The 21,404-nt window shown below is 30.9% G+C and carries 24 protein-coding genes; 16 read left to right on the top strand and 8 right to left on the bottom strand.

Annotation, left to right across the window (positions count from 1 at the left end; all coding sequences use genetic code 11):
* Nucleotides 1-194 precede the first annotated feature (194 nt).
* Nucleotides 195-1,145, bottom strand: coding sequence for a magnesium transporter CorA family protein (locus ACJDT4_RS21510; protein WP_406789663.1), 951 nt, complete (start codon nt 1,143-1,145; stop codon nt 195-197).
* Nucleotides 1,146-1,272: 127 nt separating this feature from the next.
* Nucleotides 1,273-2,442, bottom strand: coding sequence for a zinc-binding metallopeptidase family protein (locus ACJDT4_RS21505; protein ID WP_406789662.1), 1,170 nt, complete (start codon nt 2,440-2,442; stop codon nt 1,273-1,275).
* Between the two features lie 419 nt (nt 2,443-2,861).
* Here ACJDT4_RS21505 and ACJDT4_RS21500 point away from each other — a divergent pair, with 419 nt between their 5' ends.
* From ACJDT4_RS21500 to ACJDT4_RS21455, 10 genes are all read left to right on the top strand, one after another.
* The gene (locus ACJDT4_RS21500) at nt 2,862-3,071 is read left to right on the top strand and encodes a sigma factor G inhibitor Gin (protein WP_406789661.1); all 210 of its coding nucleotides are present in this window, start codon (nt 2,862-2,864) and stop codon (nt 3,069-3,071) included.
* Entirely contained in the window at nt 3,050-4,477 is a 1,428-nt protein-coding gene (locus tag ACJDT4_RS21495; RefSeq protein WP_406789660.1) for an aminotransferase class I/II-fold pyridoxal phosphate-dependent enzyme, read from the top strand. Before ACJDT4_RS21500 ends, ACJDT4_RS21495 begins: the two co-directional genes overlap by 22 nt.
* Nucleotides 4,478-4,483: 6 nt before the next feature.
* On the top strand, nt 4,484-5,074 hold the full coding sequence (locus ACJDT4_RS21490) for a nucleoside/nucleotide kinase family protein (RefSeq protein WP_406789659.1): 591 nt from the start codon (nt 4,484-4,486) through the stop codon (nt 5,072-5,074).
* A gap of 79 nt (nt 5,075-5,153) precedes the next feature.
* Nucleotides 5,154-5,483 carry a cyclic-di-AMP receptor gene (locus ACJDT4_RS21485; protein WP_406789657.1) on the top strand — a complete coding sequence of 110 codons (330 nt, stop codon included), beginning with the start codon at nt 5,154-5,156 and terminating at the stop codon, nt 5,481-5,483.
* 586 nt (nt 5,484-6,069) lie between these two features.
* The gene (locus ACJDT4_RS21480; protein ID WP_406789656.1) at nt 6,070-7,014 is read left to right on the top strand and encodes a DNA polymerase III subunit delta'; all 945 of its coding nucleotides are present in this window, start codon (nt 6,070-6,072) and stop codon (nt 7,012-7,014) included.
* Between the two features lies 1 nt (nt 7,015).
* Nucleotides 7,016-7,924 (top strand): PSP1 domain-containing protein, encoded by a 909-nt coding sequence (locus ACJDT4_RS21475; RefSeq protein ID WP_406789655.1) that lies wholly within the window; start codon nt 7,016-7,018, stop codon nt 7,922-7,924.
* Nucleotides 7,925-7,940: 16 nt separating this feature from the next.
* A complete protein-coding gene (locus tag ACJDT4_RS21470) occupies nt 7,941-8,144 on the top strand; it encodes a heavy-metal-associated domain-containing protein (protein ID WP_406789654.1) in 204 nt (67 codons plus the stop codon).
* 175 nt (nt 8,145-8,319) lie between these two features.
* Nucleotides 8,320-8,490 (top strand): DUF362 domain-containing protein, encoded by a 171-nt coding sequence (locus tag ACJDT4_RS21465; RefSeq protein ID WP_406789652.1) that lies wholly within the window; start codon nt 8,320-8,322, stop codon nt 8,488-8,490.
* 328 nt (nt 8,491-8,818) lie between these two features.
* Nucleotides 8,819-9,607, top strand: a complete 789-nt coding sequence (locus ACJDT4_RS21460; RefSeq protein ID WP_406789651.1) for a motility protein A — start codon at nt 8,819-8,821, stop codon at nt 9,605-9,607.
* 2 nt (nt 9,608-9,609) lie between these two features.
* Complete coding sequence (locus ACJDT4_RS21455; RefSeq protein ID WP_406789650.1) at nt 9,610-10,398, top strand: OmpA/MotB family protein; 789 nt, start codon at nt 9,610-9,612, stop codon at nt 10,396-10,398.
* Between the two features lie 29 nt (nt 10,399-10,427).
* Here ACJDT4_RS21455 and ACJDT4_RS21450 read toward each other — a convergent pair whose 3' ends face one another.
* Together ACJDT4_RS21450 and ACJDT4_RS21445 are read right to left on the bottom strand one after the other, a co-directional pair.
* Entirely contained in the window at nt 10,428-11,129 is a 702-nt protein-coding gene (locus ACJDT4_RS21450; RefSeq protein ID WP_406789649.1) for an LrgB family protein, read from the bottom strand.
* 10 nt (nt 11,130-11,139) lie between these two features.
* Nucleotides 11,140-11,481: a CidA/LrgA family protein gene (locus ACJDT4_RS21445; RefSeq protein WP_406789648.1), complete on the bottom strand. Its 342-nt coding sequence runs from the start codon at nt 11,479-11,481 to the stop codon at nt 11,140-11,142.
* Between the two features lie 148 nt (nt 11,482-11,629).
* Here ACJDT4_RS21445 and ACJDT4_RS21440 point away from each other — a divergent pair, with 148 nt between their 5' ends.
* The 4 genes from ACJDT4_RS21440 (at nt 11,630) to ACJDT4_RS21425 (ending at nt 15,729) form a co-directional block, all read left to right on the top strand.
* A complete protein-coding gene (locus ACJDT4_RS21440) occupies nt 11,630-12,367 on the top strand; it encodes a tRNA1(Val) (adenine(37)-N6)-methyltransferase (RefSeq protein ID WP_406789647.1) in 738 nt (245 codons plus the stop codon).
* Between the two features lie 17 nt (nt 12,368-12,384).
* Nucleotides 12,385-13,230, top strand: a complete 846-nt coding sequence (gene rsmI / locus ACJDT4_RS21435) for a 16S rRNA (cytidine(1402)-2'-O)-methyltransferase (RefSeq protein ID WP_406789646.1) — start codon at nt 12,385-12,387, stop codon at nt 13,228-13,230.
* A gap of 207 nt (nt 13,231-13,437) precedes the next feature.
* Nucleotides 13,438-14,535, top strand: a complete 1,098-nt coding sequence (locus ACJDT4_RS21430; protein ID WP_406789645.1) for a C40 family peptidase — start codon at nt 13,438-13,440, stop codon at nt 14,533-14,535.
* An 87-nt stretch (nt 14,536-14,622) separates the two neighbouring features.
* Complete coding sequence (locus ACJDT4_RS21425) at nt 14,623-15,729, top strand: C40 family peptidase (RefSeq protein ID WP_406789644.1); 1,107 nt, start codon at nt 14,623-14,625, stop codon at nt 15,727-15,729.
* 454 nt (nt 15,730-16,183) lie between these two features.
* On the opposite strand, the gene ACJDT4_RS21420 is transcribed toward ACJDT4_RS21425, so the two are convergent.
* Entirely contained in the window at nt 16,184-16,429 is a 246-nt protein-coding gene (locus ACJDT4_RS21420; protein WP_406789643.1) for an AbrB/MazE/SpoVT family DNA-binding domain-containing protein, read from the bottom strand.
* 393 nt (nt 16,430-16,822) lie between these two features.
* Between ACJDT4_RS21420 and ACJDT4_RS21415 the strand changes: the two genes are divergently transcribed.
* Nucleotides 16,823-18,034, top strand: a complete 1,212-nt coding sequence (locus ACJDT4_RS21415) for a tRNA nucleotidyltransferase/poly(A) polymerase family protein (protein ID WP_406789642.1) — start codon at nt 16,823-16,825, stop codon at nt 18,032-18,034.
* A 387-nt stretch (nt 18,035-18,421) separates the two neighbouring features.
* Here ACJDT4_RS21415 and ACJDT4_RS21410 read toward each other — a convergent pair whose 3' ends face one another.
* The 3 genes from ACJDT4_RS21410 to ACJDT4_RS21400 all read right to left on the bottom strand — a co-directional run bounded on the left by ACJDT4_RS21410 (nt 18,422) and on the right by ACJDT4_RS21400 (nt 20,484).
* Nucleotides 18,422-19,078 carry a DUF1292 domain-containing protein gene (locus ACJDT4_RS21410; RefSeq protein ID WP_406789641.1) on the bottom strand — a complete coding sequence of 219 codons (657 nt, stop codon included), beginning with the start codon at nt 19,076-19,078 and terminating at the stop codon, nt 18,422-18,424.
* Nucleotides 19,079-19,266: 188 nt separating this feature from the next.
* Nucleotides 19,267-19,923 carry a PspA/IM30 family protein gene (locus ACJDT4_RS21405; RefSeq protein ID WP_406789640.1) on the bottom strand — a complete coding sequence of 219 codons (657 nt, stop codon included), beginning with the start codon at nt 19,921-19,923 and terminating at the stop codon, nt 19,267-19,269.
* Between the two features lie 99 nt (nt 19,924-20,022).
* Nucleotides 20,023-20,484 (bottom strand): amino acid permease, encoded by a 462-nt coding sequence (locus ACJDT4_RS21400; protein ID WP_406789639.1) that lies wholly within the window; start codon nt 20,482-20,484, stop codon nt 20,023-20,025.
* A gap of 302 nt (nt 20,485-20,786) precedes the next feature.
* On the opposite strand from ACJDT4_RS21400, the gene ACJDT4_RS21395 reads away from it, so the two are divergent.
* Complete coding sequence (locus ACJDT4_RS21395; protein ID WP_406789638.1) at nt 20,787-21,374, top strand: DUF1836 domain-containing protein; 588 nt, start codon at nt 20,787-20,789, stop codon at nt 21,372-21,374.
* Nucleotides 21,375-21,404: the final 30 nt, after the last annotated feature.

Here is a 21,404-nt window from a genome sequence, read left to right as displayed (position 1 = left end):
AAACCCCTAGAATATAAAAAAGACTAAATATATAGTTCATGAAGTCAAATGGGGCTAAAGCCCCAAACCCCTAGAAGTTAAATAAGACTGATATATAGCTCCAGAATCACATGGGCTGACGCCCAAACCCCTAGAATATAAAAAAGACTAAATATATAGTTCATGAAGTCAAATGGGGCTAAAGCCCCAAACCCCTAGAAGTGTATATCTTTTTTGTAGAGGAGTAGGGCGGCTATGATTACGGAGAATAAGGAGATGCCGCAGATTACTTCGAAACCGTATCTATAATTAGCAAGTGGGATGCCGGCTACATTCATAGAAAATAAATTTGATATCATTGTTGGTATTGAGAGAACTATTGTAATTGTTGCTAAAAATTTGATTACTAGATTTTGATTATTGGATATAAGTGAGGCAAAAGCATCCATAGTACCGCTAAGGATGTCACTGTATATGCTTGCCATCTCTATGGCTTGTTTGTTTTCTATTATAACATCCTCTAGAACATCTTGATCCTCAGGATATTTTTGCATGACCTCAAGCTTCATCATTTTTTCAAGTGTTATTTCGTTTGATTTAAGTGAGGTTGAGAAATAAACTAGTGACTTTTCAAGGGATAGAAGTTGAATAAGTTCTTTGTTTTTAAGTGATTTATGAAGTCTTTTTTCTATCATTACACTTTTCTTATCTATTTGCCTTAGATATACCATATAATAAGTTGCAACTTTATATAAAATTTGTAGTATAAATCGAGAACGTTTAAAAGCAAAGAAAGTTTTTACTTTACCTTCTATAAAATCTGTTATTGTTTTGCTATTTTTTAAGCATATGGTTATTATTTCCCTTTGTGTATGTATTATTGCCAAAGGGTAAGTATCATAGGTTAATGAATTGTCCTCCATTTCGGTAAATGGTATGTCCACAATGATGAGTATATTATCGTCTTCTATTTCTAATCTCGAAGTTTCCTCATCGTCTAGGGCAGCTTTTAAAAAGTCCATAGGAACATTGGTCTTTTTTTGTATAAGCATTAACTCTTGCTCAGTAGGTGCTACAATGTTTATCCAACATCCAGGTTCTATGTTTTCAAGCATTTGAAGTCTTGAAGGAGTAGTTACATCTGCACTTTTATATATAGATATCATATAGTTAGTGTTATACTTTGATACAAATTGTTAAAAAGTATAACAGATTCACCTGCCTTTCATTTATATATTTATTATACCAAAGCTAAATCATATCTGATACAAAAAACTATTATGTTTTCAGTTTTTAACGTATTTGCAGAGTACTCGTCTGCAGCCTGCTAAGTTCAGTTTTTGCATCGGCTATTAGTGATTGTTTGTCAATAATATCAAAAGCCGTACAGGATAGTGCTTGAGCTGCTTTCATTATTGCATCACTAGCAAATTCTGTGACAGTGGCAGCTGCAAATTTTTCAGTTCCATAAGCAATAGAATTATCGTTGACAATTGAAACATATGGGTGTATACAAGGTACTACATGGCTTACATTTCCAAGATTTAAAGAAGAAAATATGTTTTTTATTCCACTAATATTTATTATTCCACTTTCCTTAAGGTTATGTGAAAATAATCTTGATATGGTTGGATTAGTTATAAGTTCTTTGCAAGGCATACTATAAAGATGAAGTTCAGAGGATACATTTAAAAGTGAACATGTTAGTTTTATAAAACTTTCAATTTTGTTTTCAATTTCATCTGCAATTTTAGTTGACGAAGTTTTTATTGAAAATTTTGCTTCTACGCTTTCAGGAAAGGAATCGGTTATGCTGTTCACGTTTATATCACCTATAAAGCAGTTGTTTTCAAAGCCTTTTGCAATAACGTTTAATGCATCAAAAGTAAATAAACATGCATCTAGGGCAGAGTATTTTCCTGTTGAAGTATTATTATTGTAAGAGTTATCTGTATATTTAATTTGGAGTGGAACAATAGCCATAGAGCTTCCGCTTTCAGCAGTTATAGTATGAGGTTGAACCATTAAGACTGCATCTATGTCCTCAAAAGTTCCCTGCTCTGTCATTGCAACCTTTGAACCGCTCAGTATTTCACCTGGACAGCCAATTACTATTGCACTTCCTCCTAGCTTTGGAATTACTTTTGAAAGCGCAAGAGCTGAAGCTATAGATATTGCTGTTTTTGCATTATAGCCATATACATGACCTTTTTCCTTTAAAGCATCATATTCACAGATAAAGCAAACCTTTGGATGACCCTTTCCGTATTGTGCGTAAAACGAAGTTGGTATACCTAAATAGCTTGGAGTAACTTCAAAATTGTATTTATTTAGTAAGCTTGATATGTAATTGTATGCTTTATATTCATGAAAGCTTTCTTCAGGATTATTGTAAAGATATTTTGTGAGTTCAAATATTTCATCCTTTAGTGTACTTAAAAATGTTATCATTTCTTGTTTCATAAGAACACCCCTTTGCAGAGTAGAGAGTAAAGAGTAGAGAGTAGAGTGAATGTGGATTTACCTTTCGTTACACTTAGGTAAATCTTGGAACTTATTAATATCAGCTGTGATGAATATTATATTTCAAGCCATGCGCAAGCATTAAGTTTAAGATTTTTGAAAGCGTAGCGGAGAAAAATCATCCTTCACTCTACTCTCTGCTCTCTACTCTTTACTCTAGTTTTAAAAATTACTTGCATTAATTATATAAATTCAAGTTTGAGTATTTTAGCCACTTTCATCATTCATATTTTAGTGTTCCCTTAATAAATTAAAATATAAATTAAAAAAATTATTTGGACAAAATAAAAATCCAATGTATGGTGAATAAAATATAATATGGGGGTAATAATTCCTAACAGGTAAGGGGGAATATATTTATGAAAAAAAATTGTATTATATGTGGCAAGGTTCTAAAAGATGGTATAATGATTAATGGCAAAGGAATGTGTAAAGCCTGTGAGAAAAGGTTAGTAAATCTTAAGGACAAAAATGATTTTTATGAGTACTACAAAGAGTGTATAAAAAAAGAAATTGTCCACATTATATCAAGAGGAGCGGATTGTGATTGTCAAAATTACCACTTATAGATGGAATTATGAAATATATAAGCGAAAAAAATAGTTTGTTTTGTATGCCTGGACATAAGCAGGGAAAAGGATTTTTATGTACAGATGAAGGAAAAAAATTTTATGATAATCTCATTAAATTTGATCTGACAGAAGTGGATGGACTAGATAATCTGCATCATGCAGAGGGAATAATAAAAGAAGCAGAGGAAAGGCTCAGCAGCTTTTATGGAACTAAAAAATCATATTTTCTTGTTAATGGAAGTACAAGTGGAAATTTAGCTATGATTTTTGCGTGCTTTAATGAAGGTGATAAAGTAATTGTTGAAAGAAATTGCCATAGATCCATATTTAACAGCATAATAATGAGAAAGCTAAAGCCAGTTTATATTAAAAATGATTTTAATTATGAAATGAATGCTCCTTTAGCCATAGATGAAGAATATTTTTTAAAGCTTCTTGATGAAAATATAGATGCTAAAGGAGTAATTATAACCTATCCTAATTATTACGGGGTGTGTTGCAATCTTGAGTTTATAGCAGGAGAAGCCAAAAAAAGAGGGATGAAGGTTATAGTGGACTCGGCACATGGAGCCCATTTTGGTTTGTGTGAGGAATTACCTAAAAGTGCGGTTAAGCTGGGCTGTGACATGGTTGTAATGAGTGCACATAAAACCCTTCCCAGCCTTACACAGACTGCGTATCTTCATTTATGCAGTGATGAAATTGAAGTGGACAAACTAGACTTTTATGTAAGTTCCTTTTTAACTACTAGTCCATCGTATGTTTTTATGGCATCTATGGACTATGCAAGATTTTATATTGAAGAAAAAGGATATAGTGAATATAAAAAACTTATAAATATATGTAACAAATACGCTGAAAAGATAGATAAAATTAGAGGGATGCATATTTTAAATGAGGCAGACTTAAATAATAAAAATCAGAGCATTGATAAAACAAGATTTGTTATAAATGTTTGTAAAGGATACAGCGGATTTAAATTATATAATTATCTTAAGGAGAATTTTATACAACCTGAGATGTGTGACAGCCAAAATGTAATTTTAATTTTTTCACCTTTTAATTGTGAAGAAGAATTTAAAAAGCTTTATGAGGTTCTTATAAAGTGCAATATAGAAGAGCTTGAAGATAAAAGTTTTGATTTAAAAGAATTATCTATACCTAGTATGGAAATGGCGCCAGGAGATGTGCTAAATAGTAAAAAGGAAGTAATGGACATATACGAGGCAGAAGGGGAAATATGCGCAGATGCAGTTGTGCCATATCCACCGGGAGTTCCTATTATAATGCCAGGAGAAGTTATAAGCAAAGAAATTATTGAGGAAATAAATTACTATATAAAAAATAATGCCTTAGTTATGGGAGTTAACGAGGGTAAAGTAAATACTGTAATTAGAGGGTGAAATACTGTGGGAAAAATCTTTTGTTTAATGGGCAAAAGCAATTGTGGAAAAGATACAATATTTAAAACACTAAAAGACAATAAAGCTTTGAAATTAAAGCCTGTTGTAACTTATACAACTAGACCTAGACGGGTTAATGAGACAAATGGAGTCGAATATTTTTTTATTAATGAAGAAAAGTTGTTTAATTACAAAAAAATAGGAAAGGTTATAGAAGAAAGGGTATATAATACTGTAAAGGGAAAATGGTACTACGCTACAATAGATGATGGACAAATACAGTTTGAAAGTGATAATTATATTTTAATAACTACCTTAGAGGCCTATAAAAATTTGAAAAAGTATTTTGGAGAAGAAAGTATTGTTCCGATATATATTGCTGTTGATGATGGAACAAGATTGGAAAGAGCTATAAAGCGTGAAAGAGAACAGAAAAAACCTGATTATAATGAGCTTTGCAGAAGATTTTTAGCAGATAATATTGATTTTTCAGAGGATAAATTAAATGAGTGTAATATTTTTTATCAATATGAAAATTATGATTTAGAAGCGTGCATAAAAAAAATTAAAGATTCCATAACCAAATTTATTGTTTGATATTAAAAAATAAGTGTAAAGTGTTATGAATTTTGTGATAAAATATACATATAACTTAGGATTTATAGGAGGGATTAATATGAAACTAATAATTGTTATTGTTCAGGATGATGATGCAGGTGACTTAATAGACGTGCTAACAGATGGCGGATTTAGAGTTACAAAGCTTGCTACTACAGGCGGATTTTTAAAGTCTGGTAATACTACTCTTATGATAGGCGTAGAAGAACAAGATGTGGACAAAGTAATTGATATTATTAAACAAGAGTGTGGAACAAGAGAACAAGTAGTTACATCACCATCTCCAGTTGGAGGTTCTACTGGCGTATATGTTCCTTATCCTATAGATATCGAAGTTGGAGGGGCAACTATATTTGTTGTTGATGTAGATAAGTTCTTAAAAATATAAAAATGCGAAGTAACAATGCTTCGTCACATTAAAAAAGTTCTATAGATCTAAGACTTAAAAATCATAAAATCCTAAGAGTTTTCAATAACTCGCAAAGCTCAAACAGATTTAAAACTCTAAGTATTTTATGATTTTTAAGTCAAGATTTATTAGAATTTTTTTAAATCGTTCCTTCAGCATTGCTACTTCGCCTTAACGGTATAATGCAAGGAAAAAATTCCTCCGTGCCTACGGAATTTTGGGTGTGAAGCTTTGCAATAGCTTGAATTTTTTTAATGAGTAATTACATTATAGATAGACAATATGGAATATTAAAATTAGCTGAATTGTATTTTGGAACATGTTGGTTATATGAACATATATCAGTTGGCAATTTTTTTTAATTACCTGCTTTTCTCGCTTAGCAAAGCTAAGCATCATTATGTATAATTAAAGATTTATCTGAGAGAAGTGAAAGATAAATCATCGTTAACTGTCAATTGTCCTCTGATTAAAGTATACAAAAATCACTTGTAAAATTATAATATTAGTAATTTCAACCTTTCAGTTTGTTTATCTATAGTTGAGTATAAATAGGAGGCTTTTTATGAAGTTTAGCGATATAATTGGGCATGAGGAAGTGAGAAATGAGTTTGATGGGCTCATAAAAATAGGAAAGATTTCACATGCACATATTATATGCGGTGAAGACGGAAGTGGTAAGAGTTTTATCGCAAGAGAGTTAGCAGCTAAAATTTTGGGTAAAACTGAAATTAAGGATTATGCAGATTTAATTGAATGGAAGATAAACTCAGGCAAAAAAAGTATATCTGTAGATCAGGTTAGAAGCATAATCGAGGAAGTAAACAAAAAGCCTTATGAAGGTGATAAAAAGGTAATAATTATTCATGATGCGGATTATATTACTATTCAAGGGCAAAATGCTTTACTTAAAACGATTGAAGAGCCGCCTCGTGGGGTTTTTATACTTCTTTTGTGTGAAACTATGGGAAGACTTTTAGATACCATAAGATCTAGGTGTCAGCTTCATAAAATAAAGAAATTACCTAAGGAAGAAATGCTGGCGTTTATAAATAGAAAATATGGCGTTTTAGAAGATAAAGAAATTAAATCTATTCTCGCTTTTAGTGTAGGTGTTCCTGGAAAAGTTGAAGATTTTATGGAGAATACAGCTTTAAAATCCATAAGAGATGAAGTTATGGATACACTCGTTAGTATAAAGAATATGGATTATGACAATATAGTAAAGTGTGCTCAGAAGTTGACAGAATATAAGGAATTATGGCGGGAAGTAATAGAATGCTTTGCTGTGTATGTAAGAGATTCATTAATATACAAGGAAACAGGAAAAGAGGAACTTATAATAAATAGTGATAAGCTAGAGGATGTAAAAAAACTTGCAATGCAGTTTTCTATGAATAGACTTAACAGAATTTTTGATATATTAAATTTTGCTAAGAGCAACATGGAAAGTAATGTAAGTGTAGAGTTAACGTATGGTACGATGCTATTTAAAATACAGGAGGTCTAACATGGTAACCGTTGTAGGAATTAGATTTAAAAAGGCAGGAAAGATTTATTATTTTTCACCTGGTGAATTTAAAATAAATAAGCAGGATAACGTAATAGTTGAAACTGCAAGAGGAATTGAATTTGGAACTTGTGTTATAGGAATAAAAGAAGTACCAGAAGAAAATATAGTAAGTCCGCTTAAAAATGTAATAAGAATAGCAACTGAAGAAGATAAGCAAAAATATGCCGAAAATAAAAAGAAGGAACAAGAAGCTTTTAATATATGCTTTGAAAAAATAAAGAAGCATGAGCTTGTAATGAAGCTTATAGATGTAGAATACACCTTTGATAATAATAAAATTATATTTTATTTTACAGCCGATGGAAGAGTTGATTTTAGGGAACTTGTTAAGGATTTAGCATCTGTCTTTAGAACTAGAATTGAGCTTAGACAAATAGGAGTAAGAGATGAAGCAAAAATGGTTGGTGGACTTGGCGTATGTGGAAGACCTATGTGCTGTGCTGTTCATCTTGGAGACTTTGCGCCTGTTTCAATAAAAATGGCAAAGGAACAAAATTTGTCTCTAAACCCATCAAAAATTTCCGGTGTGTGTGGAAGACTTATGTGCTGTCTCAATTATGAGCAAGAAACATATGAGTATATAAGAAAGAAAATGCCTCAGGTTGGTTCAGTAGTTTATTCTAAAGAATATGGAAATTGTGAAGTTATATCTAACAGCGTTGTTAAAGAAAAGGTTAAGATTAAATATAAGCTTCAAGATGGAGAAGAATCAGTAGCTGAAATTCCTATAGAGGGTCTTAAACTTGTTTCTGGTAAGTATGAAGGAAGCGTTGATGAATCTCAAATAAAGCTTGAAATCCAAGAAGAAGATTCGGAAGCTATAAAGCAGCTCTTTAAAGCTGACTAGGGGGAAGGAATTAAGCATGAAATCTGTTTTAAAGGTAGGCAATATATGTAGTATAGATGATGTAAATAAAATTAGAAATGTTGTTTCACAAAATGAAGGAGTAGTTGCCTGTTATATTAATAAAGAAAGTAAAATTGTTGAGATAATTTATGATAATTACCTTTTAAAATTAGATGATATTATAGAAGCTATAGAGAGTTTGGGGTATTTTGTACAATAATGCAAAGATTAAGTTTAATTTTAAACAAGTTCTATATAATGCGGCTGATTGCTGCCTTATAATATATATTTGCTGGTTTTCGCTGAAAATAAGTTCCAAAATTAATAAAATCGTGATACAATATTAACGAGTATTGTGGTACTCGAATGACCTTTGGATGGGAGGTGTATTAATTATGGCATATAAGATAACAGATGCTTGTGTTAGCTGTGGTTCTTGTGCTTCAGAATGCCCAGTTAGTGCTATAAGTCAAGGAGATACTCAATTCGTTATTGACGAAGGAGCATGCATAGAATGTGGAAACTGCGCTAATGTTTGCCCAGTAGGAGCTCCAGTTCAAGAATAGGCTACATGTGTTTTTATAAAAAAAGTTCGCATTTGCGAGCTTTTTTTGTTTATATAATATGTAGTGAAATATTTTTTTTTAATCATATATGTAGTTTGTTGTAAATTTATATTTTATTTTTACGATAATATGTATATATGTAGATAAATTATTTTGCGTAGTTATATATGGTTACTGATTAACATTTTATTTTTGTAAGCTAACTATAGTATTTAATAAATATGTACAAGTTAGGTTCCAATACCGTTGTAATCATTTAAAACTGCAAATTTATATATGATTAATAAGTAGATTAAATAATTGCTAGGTATATAAGGAGGAGAAAAATTTGGATAGTATTATATTTTTAGTTGTTGCTCTAGCTGCAATTGTAACAGGATATACAATAGATGGTGGTAATATTACTCATCTTTTCCATGGAGCACCTGCTATACTTGTTTTTGGAGGAACAATTGGTGCAGTTGGCGTATCTTATCCTATTTCTGAATTGAAAAACATGGGTGCTGTTATAAAGGTTATATTCTCAAAACCAAAAATAAATTTAGTTGAGTCAATAATATACTTTAAGCAAATAGCATTTAAAACTAGAAAAGAAGGTTTACTTAGTATTGAAGAGATGATATCTGGAGATGGAATAGATCCATTCATAAAAAAGGGTTTACAGATGGTTGTTGATGGAATTGAGCCTCAAACCGTAAAGGATACACTTGAATTAAGCGTTGAACTTATAGAAGAAAGGCATAAGGGCGGTATTGCAGTTTTTGAATCTGCAGGTGGATATGCACCAACACTTGGTATCATCGGTACAGTTACAAGCCTTGTTGTTGTTCTTGCAAATCTTAGTTCAGATACTTCGGCCCTTGGAGAATCTATATCAAGTGCATTTATAGCTACACTTTATGGTATCAGTTCAGCTAACCTTTTATGGTTACCTATGGCAACTAAGCTTAAGAGATATAACGAAATTGAGATGAAAGAAAAAAATCTCATAATAGAGGCTATACTATGCATTCAGGAAGGAATAAACCCTAATACACTTGAAGAAAAATTAAAAGGATTTTTGGATAAGAAACAGCTTCAGGAGTATGAGAGTCAAAGTGGAAAAGAAGGTGAATAAGCATGGCCAGAAAGAAAAAGGCAGAACCGCCAGAGAATGCGGAACGTTGGCTTCTTACATATTCAGATTTAATAACTCTTTTGATGGCTTTTTTTATAGTAATGTATGCATCAAGTACTGCAGATAAAACTAAGATGGCTAAGGTTGCTGAATCTATTAAATCGGCTATTTCAAATGGTGGAGGTAAAACCATTATAGGTGATGATACGGCAGTAGATGTAAAATCAACTCCTGATTATGTTCAGGAAATGCAAAAGGAAGCTAAAGGATCTTCCTCTGCAGATCAAAAAGTTGAGGAAAGTAAATTAAAAGCAGTAAAAGAAAAAGTAGATAATTATATAAAGCAAAATGGATTGACTGGAAGTATAAGCACTAACCTACAAGAGAGAGGTTTAACAATACATATTGTTGATACTACTATGTTTGATACTGCAAAGGCGAATTTATTGCCTGGTGCACAGGATAGGCTTATAGCAATAGGTAAAATATTAAAAGGCATTAACAATATTATAAGAATAGAAGGACATACGGACAGTAGGCCTATGCATGATGAGAAGTTTGAATCTAATATTGAATTATCCGTTATGAGGGCAGCAACTGTTTGGCATGTACTAGAGGAAAAGGGAGGAGTTCCGCATAATCAATTTGTAGCAGCTGGATATGCTGAAAATGATCCTATAGTTCCAGATAATAGTTCAGATAATATGGCTAAAAATAGAAGAGTTGATATAGTTGTTATAAATTCAAAGTACAGTTCTATTGATTCAAATCAAGTTTCAAATAGCAAATAAAAAATGCAGGAGATAATCTCCTGCATTTTTTATGTTAATAATGATAATAGCTTTACTATTATAGGTGCAAATATTACTATAATAAGACCAGCTATTCCAATAGAAAGACTGCTCATAGCACCCTGCGTTTCTCCAATTTCTATTGCTTTTGTAGTTCCAATAGCATGAGAGGAGGTGCCTAGAGCTATTCCCATGGCAACAGGATCCTTTATTTTAAAGAGCTTGAATACAAGTGGACCTACTATTGCTCCAAAGACACCTGTAAGCACAATAGCAGCTACTGTTACAGCAGGTATGCCTCCAATTTGTTTTGATACAGATTGGCCTATAGGGGTGGTTACGGATTTTGGAAGCAAGGATAAGTCTATAGCAGCAGATAATTTAAAAATGTGACACATAATTGCTATGCTTATCATACCTATTATTGAGCCTATGGATATGCCTAAAAGTATTGGTACAATATTTTTCTTTAGGAGATCAATTTTTTTATAAAGAGGAACAGCAAGAATTACAGTTGATGGTCCTAAGAAAAATGATATAAATTGTCCTCCAGAATTGTACTCATTAAGGGTTATATTTAGTGATTTAAGTATAAAAATTACAATTGCTATACTTATTAAAAGTGGGTTAAAAATTGGGAGTTTTGTTTTCCTGTATAAAAAAAGTCCAATTTCAAAAGCTATAAGAGATATTAATATGGAAAACAGAGAAGTATGTATAAGTTCATTCATAATTTCAATTTCACCTCTTCTTAAGTAACTGTACGGTTAGACCAGTAAGGGCCATTATAATAATAGTGGATATTAAAGTAATAAATATAATTCCTATTAAGTTTCCTTTGATAAGTCCAAAGCATGAAATAAGACCTACACCAGCAGGAATAAAGAAAAATGCGAGGTGCTCCAGTAGAAAATTACTTATCTCTTCGATTTTTTCTAGCTTAACAACTCCTGTGCTAAGGAGAATTAATAAAATTATCATTCCTAGGACATTCCCTGGAATTGGTAAATTAAATATTTTATTTAGCACTTCTCCAATAAAGCAAATTGCTAGAATCAGACATGATTGCCTTAAAAGTTTCATTATTTCACCTCCTATTCTTTAATATTGTCTGAAAAACACATAATAATATAATATAATAGAAAAGAGCAAAAAATGATTTTGTAAGAAAATAATGAATAGAAAAACTATTATGAAAATTGAAAAAATACGGAAATTTGAGGTGGATTTTATGGAATTAGTGAAAGATGATGAAACGCTTGATGATCTTCAAATTAAAGGAATTAAAGTTATACAAAAAAAGAAAGCATTTAGATTTGGAGTTGATGCTGTGCTTCTTGCCAACTATGCTAAAATAAAAAGAAGGGCTAGAGTTGTTGATTTATGTAGTGGTACAGGAATAATTCCATTTATAATTGCTGGAAAGACTGAAGCCGCTTCCATAACAGGAGTAGAAATACAGGGTGACCTTGTTAATATGGCAGACAGAACAGTTAAGTATAATAATTTTGAAGATAAGATTAATTTTATACATGGAGATTTAAAAGATATAAAGCTTATTAAGGCTATAGCTAAAGCGGATGTTGTAACTGTAAATCCACCATACAAGCTTTGTAATTCGGGAATAGTAAATAAAAATGATAATAATGCTATTTCAAGGCACGAGATATGCTGTAACCTTGAAGATGTTATAGCAGCCTCAAGGGTTATATTAAAGGATAATGGGAAGCTTTTTATGGTACATAGACCTGAAAGAATAGCTGATGTCTTGTGTATGATGAGAAAATATAAAATAGAGCCTAAATCAATAAAAATGGTTCATCCAAGTGCAGGAAAGGCTCCAAACATAATGCTTATAGAAGGGCAAAGAGATGGTGGAAGGTTTTTAAAATGGGAAGAGCCGCTGTATGTGCATAACGAGGATGGAAGTTATACTAATGAAATTGAAAAAATATATGGAAGAATGTAAGGATAAGGAGTAAAGATATGAAAGGAAAAGTATTTTTAGTTGGAACACCTATAGGAAATTTAGGAGATATAACTATAAGAGCTTTAGAAACCTTAAAAAGCTGTGACATTATAGCAGCAGAGGATACAAGGCAAAGCTTAAAGTTGTTAAATCATTTTAATATAAAGAAACCACTTATAAGCTATCATAAGTTTAATGAGAAGGAAAAGAGTATTGAGATAATAAAATTAACTAATGAGGGTAAAAATGTAGCAATAGTTACGGATGCTGGTATGCCAGGAATATCAGACCCTGGAAGTGTAGTAGCATTAAAATGCATTGAAGAAAATGTAGATTTTGAAGTGATACCTGGACCAACAGCATTTGTTACGGCTTTAGTTTATTCTGGTATAGATAGCTCAAAATTTTTATTTAGAGGATTTTTACCAAGGGAAAATAAAGATAGAAATGAAGTTATAGAGCAGGTTAAAAACTCAAGTGAGACTATTATTTTTTATGAGGCTCCACACAGGCTTAAAAATACTTTGGAATTTTTATTGAATAGTCTAGGGGATAGGAAAATATCAATTTGTAGAGAACTTACAAAGCTTCATGAGGAGATAAAGAGAACAACTTTGGCACAGGCATTGAATTTTTATAAAGAAAATAATGCAAAAGGGGAATATGTGCTTGTTATTGAAGGTAAAAGCGAAGAAGAAATTAAAGGTGAAGAAAGAGCTAAATGGGAACAAATGAGCATAGAGGAGCATATTAAAACCTACATTGAAAAGGGATTTTCTAAAAAAGAAGCAGTTAAAATGACAGCTAAAGATAGAAATGTTCCTAAAACTGAAATATATAAATATTCTATAAATTTAAAATAACCTAAAATTATAGAATATGGCAAAGTATATTGTAGAATTATATACAATACTCTTGATAACTTTAAAATCATATGGAAAATGGAAGTTGTAAAATTATAAATAATAATGGTATAATAATTACATTATATATAAAGTTGTGCTAGGGTAAGTGCTGCTTTATATCACGCTGAAAATATTTACATAAAGTATTTAGTAGGGGGGATATTAGTGCATAAACGAGTATTGTCGATTATTTTAGCGACAAGCATAGTGTTTACAGTTGGTTCAAGTGCATTAGCTGCACCAACTCAAGGCCAATTAGATCAGAGTAAAACCAATTTGACTCAGTCACAACAGAAGGTACAAGATTTGGATACCCAGATGCAGAAGGTAGATCATGATATTGAAACGATTTTGAGAGAAAAGGCTGGTATAGATAGCAAGATAGATAAGGCTCAAGCAAGCATAAACATAGTAAATAAGAGCATTAAAGAGTCTCAAAATAAGATAAACAACGAACAAGAAGTGTATGGTCAGAGAATTAGAACTATGTATATGAACGGGAAAAATCAAAGTTACATAAACATTGTCCTTGGGTCAAAAAGCTTTAGTGATCTCATATCTAATATTGAAACAGTACAAAAAATATCAGATTATGATAAGAATCTTATGGATAACCTAAATTCTGAAAAAAGTAGAATTGAAAAACAAAAGGACAAGCTTGCTAGTGAAAAGGCTAGTTTAGTTGCATTACAAAGTCAGGATCAAAAGAAGCTTCAAGATGCTAATTCTAAGAAGTCACAGGTATTGGCATTAGAAAATAAAGCAAAGGCTGAAATGCAAAAAAATAAAGCTTATTATGATCAACTTCAAGCTCAGTCAAATCAAGAAAAAGCAAGACTTTTAAGTATGAATACGAGTGCTTCAACTTCATCAAGCAGCCCTTCACATGACAGAGGTCAGCATGTTGTTCCAGCTGGTAGTTATAGTGGTGTAGTTGGTATTGCAGCTCAATTCGTAAATAGAACTCCATATGTATGGGGGGGAACAACTCCTAGTGGATTCGATTGTTCTGGGCTTGTAATGTATTGTTATGCCCAAGTTGGCGTAAGCCTTCCACATTACACAGGAGAGCAAGTTAAATATGGCTCAACAGTATCAGCAAATAATTTGCAGCCAGGAGATTTGTTATTCTTTGGTTCGGTATCAGATCCATACCATGTAGCCATTTATGCAGGAGGGGGACAAATGATAGAAGCCCCTAGAGCAGGTGAGGATGTTCATATTACACCTGTTAGACCTTTCAGCATAGCAAAAAGGATATAATGAAAATAATTAAATATAGTTTTTAAGGGCATAAAAAGTGCCCTTTTTTATGTTTTATAAATATAAATAGTAAGAAGGAATGATACAATGCATAAGAAATTAGTAAGTATAATTGCTGCTTTAGGAGTAACATTATCTTGTACAAGCAATGCTTTAGCAGCACCTCTTCAAGAGCAGTATAATAGCAGCTTGCAGCAATATCAAAATGCTCTTAAGGGTGTACAGGATATAGAAGGAAAGATTTCAGGTATTGATAATGAAATTGAGAAAATAAACACTGATATTTCTAATACAGGTAAAAAGATATCTCAAAGTCAGGACAAGATAGCTGAAGAACAAAAAAAGCTTAATGAGTCACAAGAACAAATGGATAGTGAGCAAAATACATATATGCAGAGAATTAAAGCTATGTATATGAGTGATTCTGATATGCAGTATTTAGAAGTTATTTTAAATTCTAAAAGTTTTAGTGATCTTATAGCTAATGTTGAAAATGTTAAGAATTTAGTTCAATATGATGATAACATAATGAATAACATTAACAAGCAAAAGCAAAACATAGATAAGCAGAAAAAAGTACTTGAGGCTGATAATTCTAAGTTGGAGAAGTTACAAAGCCAAAATAACAGTAAGTTAAGTGATCTCAAGAATAAAGAGGCAGAACAAAACAAACTGTTAGCCAGCGAAAAATCTGAAGAAGATAAACACAAGGCAGATATGGCAAAAATACAAGGTGCAATGGATGCTGAGAAAAAGAAGCTTCAAGCACTAAGTGTTCCTACTGCACCAAGTTCCGGAAACCAACATGCGAATACAAATATTACACAATCAAGCAGCGGATCAGCCACTGGATTGGCAGTTGTAAAGCTAGCTAGCCAATATCTTGGAGTAAAGTATGTATGGGGAGGAACAACACCAGCTGGATTTGATTGTTCTGGACTTGTTCAGTATGTTTATGGTAGACTTGGAATAAGCTTGCCAAGAACAAGTGAAGAACAAGTTGGAGCTGGTTCGCCTGTAACTGGACCTCTTCAACCTGGAGATCTTTTGTTCTTCGAGCCAGGAGCTGATGGACCTGGACATGTTGGCATATATGCAGGTGATGATACTTTTATTGAGGCACCTCATACAGGAGCAAATGTAAGAATATCACCTTTAAGAGATTATTGTGCTGCTAGACGTATAATAAAATAATGCTAAGTAACAATTCTTTGTTACAACACATATATGAGGTTTGGATTCAAGTCCAAGCCTCATATATATTTATGGGATGAAAAAATTTCTCTGCTCTTGCGGAATCTCATAGGTAAACAACATGGAAGATTTAAAATAGTCAATTTAAAGAAATTGGCGTCAGCATTAAGTTTAAGACTTTCTATAGTGAAATGGAAGAAAGCCAACTGCAACTATCCTCTGTCAATTATCCATTGTAAAATAATACATGTTCATATAACCAATATGTTCCAAAATAGAATTCAGCTAATTTTAATATTCCAAGTTGTTTAGCCGTAATGCATTATCTAGAGATGACATCAACATTAAGTTGTAAGATTTTCTTTGATGTTGCCTCTCAATCTTATGTATACAAAATCAAAAAAATAAAAAAACAGCATAGACAAGCTATACTGTTTTTTTACTAAAAATTTATTTATCTTCCTTCTCTTAATTCTTGAAGGCAATTTTTGCAAATATTTTTTCCTTTATAATTTACTACATCTCTTGCATCTCCGCAGAATATGCAAGCAGGTTCGTATTTCTTTAAAATAATTTGTTCGCCATCAACATAAATCTCTAAGGCATCTTTTTCAGCTATATTTAAAGTTCTTCTTAATTCTATAGGTATTACTATTCTGCCTAATTCATCTACTCTTCTTACTACTCCTGTTGACTTCATTTTTTATCCTCCTTAAATTACATCATTCGACAAATACTACAATTAAATAATAACAAATATTACATTAAAAGTCAATATCAATTTTTAATATAGTTACATTTTTTTTATTAAATTCCATCTAAAGTTAATATACTACCATATAATTCAAAAGTCAATGCTTTTTTTATTGTAATTGAAATATTTGCCATGTCCGCAAAACTAGAAATATCGCTGTAAATTATAAAGCTTAACATATCTTAAGCATTAAAACATCAAAATGCTAAGGAAATTATTGTAATATAATTGGTAAAACATAAAATAGTAATAATATGGGTTTACCTAATTAAATTGTCGAAGATATGGGACATGTATATATATATGTACGTATGTTATAATTACTTTGAGGTGGTATGAGTGATAAAAATTATAAAGAATTTAAAAAATATAATAAAAAACTTTAATGTAGAAGTATTTATAATTGGAGGGTACATAAGAGATAAGCTTATTAAAATAAAGGGGGAAACCTCTAATTTAGACATATTGGTAAAAGGAGATATAGAAGGATTCGTAAAAGAACTTCAGATTAAAGGATATGTCCTTGTTTCAAGTTATGATAGAACATATCAAATGACCTATGAGGATAAAATACTTAATATAAGTAAATTAAAGGGAGATACAATTGAGGAGGATTTAGCTACTAGGGATTTTACTATGAATGCTATAGCGCTTAATCTTGGAAGCAACCAAATTATCGATCCATTTAAAGGAAGGCTTCATATAAAAAGAAGAATAATACAAGAGGTAAATGACGAAAGTATAAACAATGATCCAATAAGAATACTTAGGGGAATAAGATTTTATATAAAGTATGGAATTCATTTTAGTGCATATACTGAGGCTCATATAAGAAGTGAGGCCAGTAATATATTAAATTGTCCTAAGGAATTGATTAAAAATGAAATATTAAATGTAATACACAATGATGAAAATGGCATTTTCTTTGAAATTGCAGATCAATTTTATGTGCTTAAAGAATTGATTCCATATATAAATGAGCTTAAAAGTATTGGCAAATGCAAATATCATTCAGTAGATGCTTTTACGCATATGAATACTGCATATCATGTTTTTAAAGATATGCAAAAAGGGTATATTACTATTGAAGGTATTGACCTAGATACTTTGAAAATGGATGCTGATGATTGCAATATTTTAGATTATTTAGCTTTTGGAATATTTGTTCATGATATAGGAAAATTTGAAAGCTATAAAAAAGAGGGAGATAAAATAAGTTTTAAGGGCCATGATATCTCTGGATACAATATAATTACTAAGGTATGTGATAATTTGGGGTTTTCTGCTCAAGGTAAAGAGCTTGTAGGATGCATAGTTAAGAATCACATGTATCCATTAAGTATATTTAAGGATAATGCTGAGGATTATCAAAGCAAGTTTTACAATTTTTTCGATATGTTTAAAGAAAAGTCGCCTTATCTGATTATAGCATCATTTTGTGATGTATATGCCACAAGGATGTATCTTGATGTTGAAAATGAAAAAAATAAGTACAGAGATTTCATAATGTCCATGTTTTTTGAATATAAAAATTATATTAAACTTAAATAATATATAAAATCTAATCGTTAATAACTATGTGTGAATAATGTTAATTGTGTGCATAAAAGTTATGTATAGGTTTAATTATCCATAGAAGTGTTTGTTTTTATCCAGTAGTTATTCACAATTTCTGTGGACAAAATTGTGAGTTTTGTGGATAACTTTATATTATTAATATGTTTATATAAAATCTGAAGTATTAAAATGAGATATACAAAAGGCCATTCAAGCAATATTTGTTTAATTCACAATTAAGGATGATTTTTCTCCGCTACTTCTGGGAGAAAAATCATCCTTAATAATTGAACATTGTATGAAATTTAGAGTTCAGCGCAGCTGACATTATTAAGTTTTAAGATTAAAACGAAAGGTAAATCATCCTTAATTGTTCATTGATTAAAGATTATCGTAAGCTTCAGCGGCGAAGTTGAAGTCTTCTTCGTTTGTTATTTCGCCATATGAATCCTCTCTTATTCCGGGATAATAATATAGTATGAATCTTTCAGAATTTGATATGTTTTCTATTAATATATATCTTTTATCCTTTACTGCATCTTGAACTACAGCAAGTACATTATAGCTGTCATCCATACCAGTATCGTTATTTACTAGATTTAAAACTCTATTCTTGTATGTTACTACGTTTGTTCTTGAATGATCACAATAAGCTACTTTGCCTCTGTCACTGCACCTATTACAGCTGTCAAATTTACATTCAGCGGTGCATTTTAAACATTGACATTGGCAGCAGTCCTCAAGCTGATTCAATTCATCACGGTGATCATTCTTATAGCCTTCAAGCAAATTTATATATTTATCATCTTCGAATAAATTTTTAAAAAAACCTTTATTTTTGCTTTTACTTTCAGCAGCTGCGGAATCAAGAAGCTCTATATATTTATTCAAAATAGGTTGCTTTGATGTATATTTTCTATTCTTAAATGTAGATTTATCAACTAGGTCTGAAATATCATCTATAGCAAATGCGATATCTGAATAAATTTTCCCATAAAAGTCTTTTTCTTTTGATATAAAATCCTCTGTTTTACTCATGGAAGAATCCCCCCACCATTTTTAATTTATAGATGTAAAGGCTGCTACTAAAAAGTTATTTATTAAACAATTATTAGTACAACCATCTGTACATAAAATCAATTCACAGCCAACAATAAATGTGAACTGTGAATTATAAACTATAGATAAACTGCTTTAATTATTGAAATTTTGATTTTTCAAGTGATTTATTTGTTGGCATTTTTATATTTTGCAAGTTCATCATCAAGGCTTACAGAATTTAACTCTTCAAATTCTTTATCTAAAGATTTATCCTGCTGTAAATCACCAAGTCCTTCAGCAAGGGCTTCCTTCTTTTCAATTTTTCTTTCTATATCATCAAGGTTTATTTTGTTTGAGCCTGTTTCTACATTTGAAAGAACTTCATTTACTTTTTTAGTAGCTTCAGCATTATTGTACCTTGCAGCGGCTTCATCTCTGTAAGCTCTAGTTTTTTCGATTTCTTCTTCTAAATCTCTTAATTTATCTTTTATTAATGTAGCTTTTTTAGATGCATCCTCATAGCTTTTTGAAAGAGATTCATATTGCTTATCAGCATCTAATTTTTTTTGAAGTGCTTTTTTAGCAAGTTCGTCGTTACCTTTTTGTACTGCAAGTTTTACCTTAGCATCAAAGTCCTGTGATTCCAATTTTGCTTTTTCCATTTTCTTTTCAATTTCATGAACATTTCCAAGAATTTGAGCAGAAGAAATCTTTGCGTTGTTAAGACTTTCTTCCATATCTCTTATTTTTTGATCAAGTAATTCTATTGGATTTTCCATTTCGTCTAAAGTGTCATTAACCTTTGCCCTCATCATGTTTGATAATCTTTTAAAAACTCCCATAATTTTATCCTCCTAATTATAATTAATTTATTTTAGATTGCTATATTTATTAAACATGTAACTTCAGTTTTAGAAGAAACATATTGTTTAACTTATATATTATCTTCTACGCCTCTTTATATAGTTATATATAATAACTATAACTATTATAAATAATATAAATTTAAAAATGAAAGATATCATTCCACCGCCATAATAACCGCCTCTGCCGTAACTGCTGTGACCAAATGGTATTGGAATAGGTATTGGGATGTAGCTTCTTTTTGTTGTTTGACCACTGCCGCTGTTATAGCTTTTAGAGCTTGAATTTCCACTGTATGATTTTGAACTAGAACTCCCTGATGAATTATGAAAGCTTCCAGATTTAAAGCCTCCACCTGAACTTGAGTGGCCACTGCTAAAGCTTCCTGAATGAAAACCTCCTCTTGGAGTGGCATATACTATTCCATATTTTTCATTTGATTTAAAATAAAGTGAACTTGGACTTACTACATTTATTAAAGTAAAAACAAATAATATTAAAAAGGTTAATATGATTTTTTTATGTTTTATTTTTGACACCCCCTAAATCTAATATATAGTTATTATATATTAAAATGCATATGCCTTACCACATATCATCAAATTATTGCTTGCCAAATTAGATCATGTGTTAATTATATGATATTAAATACCATATTACAATATAAAAATAAACTTATTTTAAGTTAGTTGGAACTGCTTGTACAAAAAATGTAGCACTAGCTTTTAATATCTCACGTTTTCTTTAAGTTTCTATGATTATGGATAAAAATAACTTGTAATAAGGTTATATATAACTTATAATGTAATTGTAATAATTGTAATGAAGGGGGCGAAATAGGATGGCCAATAAATCTTATATAGATACTATGAAGAATTTAGCTGAACAAATATCAAAAAATAGCACTATAAGCTATGATGAACTACCTAAACTTGATTTGTTTTTATCTCAAGTTATTGATTTTTTAAATGATAAATTTGAAAATGAAACGTACACTAAAAATATAGTGCAAAATTATATAAAGGGCTGTGTTATATCTAAGCCTCAGGATGGAAAGAAAAAAGGTTATACAAGAGAGCATATTGCGCAATTACTTCTTTTAAGCTATATGAGACCTGTTCTTACAACTGATGAGATAAAGAAGGTTTTTAATCTTGCATTTAATGATATAAATGACAGGAGTGACGATATAATATCATGGGAACAAGCTTATGAGGTCTTTTCGAATGTACAAAAAAGTTATTTTGAAGCTATGCTTCAGGATCAGCATTTAAACAATAGTAAACTAAGAGACATTGTAAAGAAATTTAATCTTGATCAAAAGGATGAAGAAAGAATCTTAGTATTTTTAGTGGTAATGAATCTTGTAGCACAGGCCAGTGTTATAAAAAATATAGCTGAAAAAATTATTGATGAATATGAAGAGTAAAATATCTCAGCTTTTTTAGATTTGCAGTTT

The sequence above is a fragment of the Clostridium neuense genome, assembly GCF_045310695.1.
GTDB classification, from domain to species: domain Bacteria; phylum Bacillota; class Clostridia; order Clostridiales; family Clostridiaceae; genus Clostridium_S; species Clostridium_S neuense.
Note: the sequence above shows the minus strand (reverse complement) of the source record. Positions and strands in the feature narration are given on the sequence as shown.